General features: G+C 43.8%; 10 protein-coding genes. All 10 read left to right on the top strand.

All coding sequences use genetic code 11. The features are described from left to right. Window positions 1-296: 296 nt before the first annotated feature. The 10 genes from HMPREF2926_RS08295 (at window position 297) to proC (ending at window position 10,436) form a co-directional block, all read left to right on the top strand. Window positions 297-1,130: a PRD domain-containing protein gene (locus tag HMPREF2926_RS08295; protein WP_070587283.1), complete on the top strand. Its 834-nt coding sequence runs from the start codon at window positions 297-299 to the stop codon at window positions 1,128-1,130. Between the two features lie 34 nt (window positions 1,131-1,164). Then, a complete protein-coding gene (locus HMPREF2926_RS08300; RefSeq protein WP_003002803.1) occupies window positions 1,165-1,482 on the top strand; it encodes a PTS lactose/cellobiose transporter subunit IIA in 318 nt (105 codons plus the stop codon). Continuing rightward, window positions 1,482-3,182 (top strand): lactose-specific PTS transporter subunit EIIC, encoded by a 1,701-nt coding sequence (locus HMPREF2926_RS08305; RefSeq protein ID WP_070587286.1) that lies wholly within the window; start codon window positions 1,482-1,484, stop codon window positions 3,180-3,182. Before HMPREF2926_RS08300 ends, HMPREF2926_RS08305 begins: the two co-directional genes overlap by 1 nt. 213 nt (window positions 3,183-3,395) lie before the next feature. After that, the gene (lacG, locus tag HMPREF2926_RS08310; RefSeq protein ID WP_070587288.1) at window positions 3,396-4,802 is read left to right on the top strand and encodes a 6-phospho-beta-galactosidase; all 1,407 of its coding nucleotides are present in this window, start codon (window positions 3,396-3,398) and stop codon (window positions 4,800-4,802) included. Window positions 4,803-4,928: 126 nt separating this feature from the next. Continuing rightward, window positions 4,929-5,831: a LysR family transcriptional regulator gene (locus HMPREF2926_RS08315; protein WP_003011186.1), complete on the top strand. Its 903-nt coding sequence runs from the start codon at window positions 4,929-4,931 to the stop codon at window positions 5,829-5,831. A gap of 3 nt (window positions 5,832-5,834) precedes the next feature. Continuing rightward, the gene (gene lspA, locus HMPREF2926_RS08320) at window positions 5,835-6,296 is read left to right on the top strand and encodes a signal peptidase II (RefSeq protein WP_003001852.1); all 462 of its coding nucleotides are present in this window, start codon (window positions 5,835-5,837) and stop codon (window positions 6,294-6,296) included. Next, a complete protein-coding gene (locus HMPREF2926_RS08325) occupies window positions 6,286-7,176 on the top strand; it encodes an RluA family pseudouridine synthase (protein WP_003001835.1) in 891 nt (296 codons plus the stop codon). The genes lspA and HMPREF2926_RS08325 overlap by 11 nt, the downstream gene beginning before the upstream one ends. A 73-nt stretch (window positions 7,177-7,249) precedes the next feature. Continuing rightward, a complete protein-coding gene (gene proB / locus HMPREF2926_RS08330) occupies window positions 7,250-8,359 on the top strand; it encodes a glutamate 5-kinase (protein ID WP_070587289.1) in 1,110 nt (369 codons plus the stop codon). Window positions 8,360-8,369: 10 nt separating this feature from the next. Beyond that, entirely contained in the window at window positions 8,370-9,617 is a 1,248-nt protein-coding gene (locus HMPREF2926_RS08335) for a glutamate-5-semialdehyde dehydrogenase (protein ID WP_070587291.1), read from the top strand. A gap of 3 nt (window positions 9,618-9,620) precedes the next feature. Continuing rightward, a complete protein-coding gene (proC, locus tag HMPREF2926_RS08340; protein ID WP_070587293.1) occupies window positions 9,621-10,436 on the top strand; it encodes a pyrroline-5-carboxylate reductase in 816 nt (271 codons plus the stop codon). The last annotated feature ends 103 nt before the right edge of the window (window positions 10,437-10,539 follow it).

The raw sequence follows: 10,539 nt of genomic DNA on the forward strand, positions 1-10,539 counted from the left end.
TTGCCTCCTAAAGCAACATTTAGAACATTGGAAGGAAGAAATTCCTTCCAATGTTCTTCATTATATTTAGGCTTTGTTTATTTTTTATAAAAAAATGTTTAAAAATTTTCGCTGTAAGGGTTTACAAAATAAAACACTTATGATAGAATAAGTCCATAAGTTAAATAGCAGTGAGCGTTACTAAGTTAGATTAGGCGTGACTACAAGTAGATTGAATGATTAGCATAGGCTAGTTTTTTCAGTTGCTTCGTGGTCATTTTTATTTGCTTTTAACAAATTTTACAAAGGAGAGCCTCATGTATCGTATTATCCATCCAATGAACAATAATGTTGCTTTGGTTCAAAATGAGCTTCAACAAGAGTTAATTGTTGTTGGGAGTGGGATTGCTTTTGGGAAAAAGAAACATGATCTGGTAGCTGAGGATAAGGTCGAAAAAGTATTTCGTTTAAACACGGATGAATCAAGAGAAAACTTTATGGCCCTTCTAAAGGATGTTCCTCTTGATTTCATTACAACCACTTATGAAGTGATTGATACCTTGTCTAAGAAATATGCCTATCCTGTTCAAGAATATATCTATGTGACACTAACAGATCACATTTTCTGTTCTTACCAGGCAGTTCAACAGGGAAGATACAAACACAGTGATCTACCTGATGCGTCTGCTATGCATCCGATTCCTTATAAAATCGCAAAGGAAGCGATTGAAATCTTTCGAGAGCGGCTCTTGGATCAATTTCCCGATGACGAAGTGAACCGCATCGCCTATCACTTCATCAATGCACAAGGGGAAGTCATTCATGAGCAGGATCCTGATGTCCAAGATCGCCAAGCGATTTTGAAAGCTGTAGAGGAAAAATTAGCTCAAAATGGATTGAAACGAAAAGAAGAGAACAGTCATTTCTACGATCGCTTTATGATCCATCTCAATTATTTCCTTGACTCCCTAGATAAGGGAAGAGAGGATCCTGAAGGATTGAGCGAGATGGAACAACTGATCCAGCTAAGTTATCCAAAGGCTTATGAGATTAGTCATCAGATCTACCAAACCATCGCTGAACAGACTGGAGCTAAGATATCTCCTAATGAAAAAGTCTATTTAGCCCTGCATATTCAACGTCTATTATAAAAATTTTCAAAAGGTATCATAAGGAGGAACCAACATGAATAAAGAAGAAGTCCAATTACTTGGGTTTGAAATTGTCGCTTATGCCGGTGACGCTCGATCAAAATTGATGGAAGCATTAAAAGCTGCTGAAAACGGTGATTTTACGAAAGCAGAATCCTTAGTAGAAGAAGCAGGGTCCTGTATTGCTGAGGCTCACAAATCTCAAACGACCATGCTAGCGCAAGAAGCTGCAGGAGAAGAAATCCCTTATAGCATCACTATGATGCATGGTCAAGACCATCTCATGACAACGATCTTATTAAAAGACGTGATTCACCATCTGATTGAACTGTATAAAAGAGGAGCAAAATAATGAATAAACTGATTGAACTAATTGAAAAAGGGAAACCTTTCTTTGAAAAGATTTCTCGAAACAAATATTTGCGAGCGATTCGGGACGGCTTTATTGCAGGGATGCCTGTGATCCTCTTCTCATCTATCTTCATCTTGATTGCTTACGTGCCAAATGCTTGGGGCTTCCACTGGTCAAAAGACATGGAAAGCTTCTTGATGACCCCATACAACTACTCAATGGGGATCTTAGCCTTCTTTGTTGGAGGAACAACTGCTAAAGCGTTGACCGATTCTATGAACCGAGATCTGCCAGCAACCAATCAAATTAACTACCTTTCTACCATGCTCGCTACTATGGTTGGTTTTCTACTCATGGCAGCAGAACCTGGTAAAGATGGTGGCATTCTCACAGCCTTCATGGGTACAAAAGGTCTGTTGACAGCCTTCATTGCAGCCTTTGTTACCGTTAATGTTTATAAGGTCTGTGTGAAAAATAATGTGACGATCCGCATGCCAGACGAGGTTCCACCGAATATTTCACAAGTCTTCAAAGATTTGATTCCATTCACAGTTTCAATTGTTCTCTTGTATGCATTTGAATTGATTGTTAAAGGTGCTATCGGTGTAACCGTTGCGGAATCTATTGGAACACTTCTAGCTCCATTGTTCTCTGCAGCAGATGGATATCTTGGAATTACCCTTATTTTTGGTGCTTATGCCTTCTTCTGGTTTGTAGGTATCCATGGCCCTTCAATCGTAGAACCAGCGATTGCGGCGATCACTTATGCAAATATTGATAACAACTTACACTTGCTTCAAGCAGGCCAACACGCAGATAAAGTCATCACTTCTGGGACTCAAATGTTTATCGTTACCATGGGTGGTACTGGTGCAACCTTGATTGTTCCATTCCTCTTCATGTGGTTATGTAAATCTGAACGAAACCGTGCGATTGGACGTGCATCAGTCGTTCCAACCTTCTTCGGGGTCAATGAACCAATTCTCTTCGGTGCTCCAATCGTATTGAACCCAACCTTCTTCATTCCATTTATCTTTGCGCCAATCGCAAACGTCTGGATCTTCAAATTCTTTGTTGATACCTTAGGAATGAACTCCTTCTCAGCCAACCTTCCATGGGTAACACCTGGTCCTCTCGGAATTGTCCTTGGTACAAACTTCCAAGTTCTTTCCTTCATCCTTGCTGTACTTCTTGTTGTAGTAGACGTGATCATTTACTACCCATTCGTAAAAGTTTACGATGAACAAATTCTTGAAGAAGAACGTTCTGGTAAAGCTAACGACAGCTTGAAAGAAAAAGTAGCTGCAAACTTCAATACAGCTAAAGCTGATGCGATTCTTGAAAAAGCTGGTGTTGAAGACGAACCAGTTCAAAATAATATCACAAAAGAAACAAACGTCTTGGTTCTCTGTGCCGGTGGTGGTACCAGTGGACTCCTTGCCAATGCCTTAAATAAGGCAGCAGCAGAATACAATGTTCCTGTCAAAGCAGCAGCAGGTGGCTATGGTGCTCACCGTGAAATGTTGCCAGAATTTGACCTGGTTATCCTAGCCCCTCAAGTAGCTTCTAACTATGAAGACATGAAGGCAGAAACAGATAAACTAGGTATCAAACTGGCTAAGACAGAAGGTGCTCAATACATTAAATTGACCCGCGATGGACAAGGTGCCCTTGCATTCGTTCAAGCTCAATTCGATTAACGATAGGGACTGTGAAACAGTCTCCTATCGTAACGGAAATCGCTATGGCGATTTTCCTAATCGACTTGTTAATTCGTCGGTAAAAATATATCGTTTTTACCTCCTCATGTCACAATTCGGTGGCTTGGTACAAGAAGTGAGATGGAGATGGATGGCTCACTAACTCCTCTCCGCTCACTTTTCATTTGGTTCAATTAAGAAATAGGTGAAAAAATGACAAAAACACTTCCTAAAGATTTTATTTTTGGTGGCGCTACAGCCGCCTATCAAGCAGAGGGGGCTACTCATACAGATGGGAAAGGCCCTGTTGCATGGGACAAATACTTAGCTGATAACTATTGGTATACAGCAGAACCTGCTAGTGATTTCTACCACAAATATCCAGTAGACCTTCAATTAGCTGAAGAATACGGTGTCAATGGTATTCGGATTTCCATTGCCTGGTCGCGTATTTTCCCAACTGGTTATGGTGAAGTCAATCCAAAAGGGGTAGAATTCTATCATAAGTTATTTGCAGAATGTCATAAACGTCATGTAGAACCATTTGTAACTCTTCACCACTTTGACACACCTGAGGCTCTTCACTCAAATGGAGACTTCTTGAACCGTGAAAACATCGAACACTTTGTAGATTATGCCGCCTTCTGTTTTGAAGAATTCCCAGAAGTCAACTACTGGACAACCTTCAATGAAATCGGCCCAATCGGTGATGGTCAGTACTTAGTAGGGAAATTCCCTCCAGGGATTCAGTATGATCTTGCCAAAGTCTTCCAATCACACCATAATATGATGGTTTCACATGCGCGTGCTGTGAAATTGTACAAAGACAAAGGCTATAAAGGTGAAATCGGGGTTGTTCACGCCCTTCCAACTAAGTATCCATTGGATCCTAAAAATCCTGCAGACGTTCGTGCTGCTGAGTTGGAAGATATCATCCACAACAAATTTATCTTGGATGCTACATACCTTGGACACTATTCAGATGCAACAATGGAAGGTGTAAACCACATCTTATCAGTAAATGGTGGTAGCTTGGATCTTCGTGACGAAGACTTTGCAGCACTTGAAGCAGCTAAAGATTTGAACGACTTCCTTGGAATTAACTACTATATGAGTGACTGGATGGAAGCCTTTGATGGTGAAACTGAAATCATCCACAACGGTAAAGGGGAAAAAGGAAGCTCTAAGTACCAAATTAAAGGTGTCGGACGTCGTGTAGCACCTGACTATGTTCCTCGTACTGACTGGGACTGGATCATCTATCCTCAAGGATTGTATGATCAAATTATGCGCGTAAAAGCAGATTATCCAAACTATAAGAAAATCTACATCACTGAAAACGGACTTGGATACAAAGATGAATTTGTGGACAACACTGTTTACGATGATGGCCGTATCGATTATGTGAAACAACATTTGGGAGTATTGTCTGATGCGATTGCCGATGGTGCAAACGTCAAAGGATACTTCATTTGGTCACTCATGGATGTCTTCTCATGGTCTAATGGTTATGAAAAACGCTATGGTCTCTTCTATGTAGACTTTGAAACCCAAGAGCGCTATCCTAAGAAATCGGCTCATTGGTACAAGAAAGTAGCCGAAAGCCAAGTGATTGAATAAGTATCAACTGGAACTGTTTTAGTTCCAGTTTTTTATTTTCACTTGATGAAGGTCTCTTAAACGGATCTCTTCTTTCAGCCCCTAATTTATGGTATAATAGATCGATACTGTAATAAGGAAAATGGAATGAATATACAACAATTACGATATGTAGTGGCGATTGCCAATAGTGGTACTTTTCGTGAGGCTGCTGAAAAAATGTATGTGAGTCAGCCTAGCTTGTCCATCTCCGTCAGAGATTTGGAAAAAGAACTGGGGTTTAAGATTTTTCGTCGGACCAGTTCAGGGACTTTTTTGACCCGTCGGGGAATGGAATTTTATGAAAAAGCGCAGGACGTGGTCAAAGGGTTTGATGTTTTTCAAAATCAATATGCTAGTCCTGAAGAAGAGAAGAAAGAATTCTCTATTTCTAGTCAGCACTATGACTTCCTGCCACCTTTGATGACGGAATTCTCGATCCGCTATCCGGAAAATAAAAATTTCCGCATCTTTGAATCAACGACGGTTCAAATTTTGGACGAAGTGGCTCAAGGACATAGTGAGTTGGGGATTATTTATCTCAACCGTCAAAATACCAAGGGGATTATGCAACGGGTTGATAAATTAGGGCTTGAAGTGGTGGATTTGATTCCTTTTCAGACTCATATTTACCTTCGCAAAGGACATCCTTTGGCTAAGAAGAAAAAACTGGTTATGGAAGATCTAGCTCAGTTGCCAACTGTTCGTTTTACCCAAGAAAAAGATGAGTACCTCTATTATTCAGAGAACTTTGTCGATACCAGCTCGAGCTCCCAAATGTTCAATGTGACCGACCGGGCTACCTTGAATGGAATCTTGGAGCGGACGGATGCTTATGCGACGGGATCAGGCTTTTTGGATAGCCAGTCGGTGAATGGCATTACCGTGATTCCTTTGGAAGATAACCTGGACAATAAGATGGTCTATGTCAAACGAGAAGAGATGGATCTCTCTCCTGTAGCAGAGAAGTTTGTCGAGGTCATGGTAGAATATTTTGATCAAAAGAGGTAAGAAATGAAGAGAAAAACAATGGTCCCAGTAGCGATCGTCCTTTTGGTCCTACTGGATCAGCTGGTCAAATGGTATGTAGTGAAGAACATTCCACTGGGTGTCGTCAAGTCTTTTATCCCCCATGTGGTCAGTCTGACTTATCTTCAAAACACAGGGGCAGCTTTTTCGCTTCTTGAAAATCAGCAATGGTTCTTTACCCTCATCACTCTAGTCGTGATGGTAGGGGCCTTTTACTATCTCTATAAGCACCTCAAGGGGTCGCTTTGGATGGTGACGGGCTTGACCTTGGTCATTGCAGGTGGCTTGGGGAATTTTATCGATCGCCTGCGTCAGGGCTTCGTGGTTGATATGTTCCACCTGGACTTTATGAATTTTGCAATTTTTAATGTAGCAGATAGTTATTTGACAGTTGGAGTTTTCTTGCTCCTGATCCTGATGTTGAAAGAGGAAACGCATGGAAATTAAAATCGAAGTAGCCGGTGCGCGACTGGATAAGGCTTTGGCGGATTTGACTCCCTTGTCACGAGCTGTGGCCAATGAGCAGATCAAAGAAGGAAAAGTTCTGGTCAATGGGACTGTGAAAAAAGCCAAGTACACGGTTAAAGAAGGAGACATCATCCAGTATGAAGTCCCAGAAGTGGAAGAGGTCAGCTATGAAGCAGAAGATCTGCCCTTAGACATCGTTTATGAGGACCAAGATGTTGTGGTGGTTAATAAACCTCAAGGCATGGTTGTTCATCCTAGTGCGGGTCATACCAGCGGGACCTTGGTCAATGCGCTCTTATACCATGTCAAGGACCTTTCAGGGATCAATGGAGAATTGCGTCCAGGGATCGTTCATCGGATCGACAAAGACACGTCAGGTCTCTTGATGGTCGCAAAAAATGACCAAGCTCACGTCGCCTTAGCAGAAGAACTAAAAGACAAAAAATCTCTACGGAAGTATTGGGCTATTGTTCATGGCAACCTTCCGAACGATCGTGGGATGATTGAAGCACCAATTGGTCGTAGTGAAAAGGACCGGAAAAAACAAGCGGTGACGGCTAAAGGAAAACCTGCAGTGACCCGTTTTCAAGTTTTGGAACGTTTTGGGAATTACACCTTGGTAGAGTTGCAACTGGAGACTGGTCGGACCCACCAAATTCGGGTCCACATGGCCTATATTGGCCATCCCGTGGCTGGAGATCCTGCTTATGGTCCTAAGAAGACACTTAAAGGACAAGGACAGTTTCTGCATGCGCGGACACTCGGCTTTACCCATCCCCGTACAGGCGAGACCTTGGAATTTACAGCAGAAGTGCCAGCGATCTTTGAAAAAACGCTGGAAGACCTTCGAAAAGGATAATGAAGATGGCTGAATGGAGATTCAGTCACTTTCATTAGATACGAAATAAATAGTATTAGAAAGAAACACAGCGATGAAAGCAAAACGAATCGTCTTTAAAGTAGGGACCTCGTCGTTGACCAATCCAGACGGGAGTCTCTCCAGACAGAAGGTCAAGGTCATTACGCAGCAGTTGGCTCTCTTACATGAATCAGGTCATGAGTTGATCTTGGTCTCATCAGGGGCAGTTGCTGCTGGATTTGGTGCCCTTGGTTTTAAAAAACGGCCGACCAAGGTGGCAGACAAGCAAGCTTCTGCAGCAGTTGGGCAAGGCTTACTGATGGAAGAATATACAGCTAACCTGCTCTTACGCAACATTGTTTCTGCGCAGATTTTGTTGACCCAGGATGACTTTGCGGATCAGCGCCGCTATAAGAATGCGCGCCAGGCCCTATCTGTCTTGCTTAATCGTGGGGCCATTCCGATTATCAATGAAAACGATACGGTCTCGATTGCCGAGTTAAAAGTAGGTGACAATGATACCTTGAGTGCGCAGGTTGCAGCCATGGTTCAAGCTGATCTTTTGGTGCTTTTAACAGATGTCGATGGTCTCTATACAGCCAATCCTTCTCAGGATCCAACAGCTAAGCGCTTGGATCGAATCGAACACATTTCCCGTGAGATGATCGAGATGGCGGGTGGTGCTGGCAGTAGCAATGGAACTGGCGGTATGCTGACCAAGCTCAAGGCAGCCACCCTTGCGACCGAGTCAGGAGTTCCTGTCTATATTTGCTCGTCTCTCAAGCCGGATGCCTTGCTCGAAGCAGCAGAAGAGCAAGCAGATGGCAGTTACTTCCTTGCAGAGGATAAGGGCTTAAAAACCCAGAAGCAATGGCTAGCCTTTTATGCAGAAAGTAAAGGAGCTGTTTGGGTAGATGCTGGAGCAGCGCAAGCCCTGTTGGATCATGGAAAGAGTCTATTGATTTCTGGTGTGACCAAGGCAGAAGGCGATTTTTCTTATCACGACATCGTCAGCGTCTATCATCAAGAGACTGGTCAATTACTAGGAAAAGGCAAGGTCTGTCTCGGCCAATCAGCTGTGCGCGATCTACTCCAATCTAAAAAAGCCAAGGGAATCCTCATCCACCGGGATGACTGGATCTCGGTAACTCCTGAGATTGACCTACTCTTTACAGAATTCTAGAGGAAAACGTATGGGAACAACACAAGAACAATTAGCCTTAGCGAAATCGGCTAAGAAAAGCATCAATACGGCCAGTACAGCTCTTAAAAATCAGGCCTTAGAAGCTATGGCCAGCCAGCTTCTGAAAGCGACAGAAGCCATTTTAGCAGCCAATCAAATCGATATGGAAGCGGCACGCGGGAAGATCTCCGAAGTCATGCTAGATCGCCTATTTCTTGATCAAGAGCGGATTGCAGGGATGGCACAAGGGATCCGTACTTTAATCGATCTGCCAGATCCGATTGGGGAAGTGCTGGATACTGAAGTTTTGGAAAATGGTCTTGAAATCCAGAAAGTTCGAGTAGCCATGGGCGTCATTGGGATCATTTATGAAAGCCGTCCAAATGTAACGTCAGACGCTGCAGCCCTTGCCATCAAGAGTGGCAATGCAGTGGTTCTTCGTACTGGAAAGGATGCCTTTCATTCCGCCCAAGCGATCGTGACCGCACTCAAGGGTGGATTGGAAGAAGCCGGACTCAATCCAGACCTTCTCCAATTGATCCAAGATACGAGTCGAGCTTCCAGCCTTGCTATGATGAAGGCCAAGGGCTACCTGGACTTGCTTATTCCACGAGGTGGTGCTGGCTTGATCCAAGCAGTGGTTGAAAATGCCATTGTCCCCGTGATCGAGACAGGAACTGGAATTGTTCATGTCTATGTGGACAAGGAGGCTGACTTCCAGAAAGCCCTAGCGATTATTGATAATGCCAAGACCAGTCGCCCCTCTGTCTGCAATGCGATGGAGGTCTTGTTGGTCGATCAAGCGATCGCGTCTGATTTCTTGCCCTTGGTCAAAGAGCGCTTAGTGGATGAGCGGGAAAGATCGGTTGAGTTGCGTCTAGATGAGGACGCACAGGCTATTATTTCGGGGACTGCAGCGCAGGAGCAGGATTTTGATACCGAATTTTTAGATTATATTTTAGCAGTCAAGGTCGTTGATGGAGTTGAGGAAGCGGTGGACCACATAGAAGCCCACAGCACCCATCATTCGGATGCCATTGTGACTGAAAATTCTGAGACAGCCGCTTATTTTACCAAGCAAGTAGATTCAGCAGCCGTTTATGTCAATGCGTCTACACGCTTTACAGATGGAGGTCAATTTGGCCTAGGGTGTGAGATGGGGATCTCGACTCAAAAACTCCATGCGCGTGGACCGATGGGACTGCGGGAGATGACTAGTTACAAGTATATCGTCAGTGGAAATGGTCAAGTGAGGTAAGTCATGAAAGTAGCATTTATCGGTCTTGGAAATATGGGAGCTAGTCTAGCCAAAGCGGTCGCAAAAGAAGTGGCTAGCACAGACCTGCTCTTGGTCAACCGTTCCCCACAAAAGGTGGAAGAGTTTATCAGCCAGTTTGGGGGAACAGCGTCTGGTCTTGAACAAATCTTTCAAGAGGCTGAGGTCATCTTCTTAGGTGTCAAACCCTATCAAATCTGTCCTTTACTTGAAGAGTACCAGGACATTTTGGGACAACGTTCCAATCTCCTGTTGGTTTCTATGGCAGCAGGTCTGGAACTGGAGCAAATGGCAAATGTAGTTAAAAATGAGCGGGTGGGGCTCATCCGCATCATGCCTAATACGCCCGTAGCCATTGGTCAAGGTGTCATCAGTCTGACCCGCTCCCAAGCAGTGACAGACCAGCAACTAGCCCAAATCAAACAGCTCTTAGCAGGAGCAGGAGCTCTCTATGAAATCGAAGAAAAATTGATCGATCCTGCAACTGCTGTAGCAGGTTGTGGTCCAGCCTTTGTCTATCAGATGATCGAAGCTATGGCGGATGCGGGAGTAGCCTTGGGACTTTCACGAGAGCAAGCCTTGCAGATGGCGGCCCAGACCTTCCAAGGAGCTAGCCAAATGGTCCTAGAGACGGGTCAACATCCTGGAAGCTTGAAGAATGCAGTTTGTAGCCCAGGTGGTTCAACCATCGCAGGAGTCAATCGCTTAGAACAAGTCGGCCTACGAGGCGACATTATTGCAGGAGTGGAAGCGGCCTACAAACGCACCCAAGAAATGGGACAAGAGGCAGGGAAGAATTAGAAAAAAGATTGGTTTTTGCCAATCTTTCAAATTGAAGACAAAGTCCTCTTAGAAACTTTCCTTAGGTGAGAATGGACGTCAGCGAACTTCTTCGAAGTTCCAT

Origin of the sequence: Streptococcus sp. HMSC078D09, from assembly GCF_001813675.1 — a bacterium.
In the GTDB taxonomy this organism is placed as follows: domain Bacteria; phylum Bacillota; class Bacilli; order Lactobacillales; family Streptococcaceae; genus Streptococcus.

What these genes read in the sequence shown, in the direction of transcription:
- HMPREF2926_RS08295 (WP_070587283.1), top strand. Translation starts at nt 297, where the DNA reads ATGTATCGTATTATCCATCCAATGAACAATAATGTTGCTTTGGTTCAA.
- HMPREF2926_RS08300 (WP_003002803.1), top strand. Translation starts at nt 1,165, where the DNA reads ATGAATAAAGAAGAAGTCCAATTACTTGGGTTTGAAATTGTCGCTTAT.
- HMPREF2926_RS08305 (WP_070587286.1), top strand. Translation starts at nt 1,482, where the DNA reads ATGAATAAACTGATTGAACTAATTGAAAAAGGGAAACCTTTCTTTGAA.
- lacG (WP_070587288.1), top strand. Translation starts at nt 3,396, where the DNA reads ATGACAAAAACACTTCCTAAAGATTTTATTTTTGGTGGCGCTACAGCC.
- HMPREF2926_RS08315 (WP_003011186.1), top strand. Translation starts at nt 4,929, where the DNA reads ATGAATATACAACAATTACGATATGTAGTGGCGATTGCCAATAGTGGT.
- lspA (WP_003001852.1), top strand. Translation starts at nt 5,835, where the DNA reads ATGAAGAGAAAAACAATGGTCCCAGTAGCGATCGTCCTTTTGGTCCTA.
- HMPREF2926_RS08325 (WP_003001835.1), top strand. Translation starts at nt 6,286, where the DNA reads ATGGAAATTAAAATCGAAGTAGCCGGTGCGCGACTGGATAAGGCTTTG.
- proB (WP_070587289.1), top strand. Translation starts at nt 7,250, where the DNA reads ATGAAAGCAAAACGAATCGTCTTTAAAGTAGGGACCTCGTCGTTGACC.
- HMPREF2926_RS08335 (WP_070587291.1), top strand. Translation starts at nt 8,370, where the DNA reads ATGGGAACAACACAAGAACAATTAGCCTTAGCGAAATCGGCTAAGAAA.
- proC (WP_070587293.1), top strand. Translation starts at nt 9,621, where the DNA reads ATGAAAGTAGCATTTATCGGTCTTGGAAATATGGGAGCTAGTCTAGCC.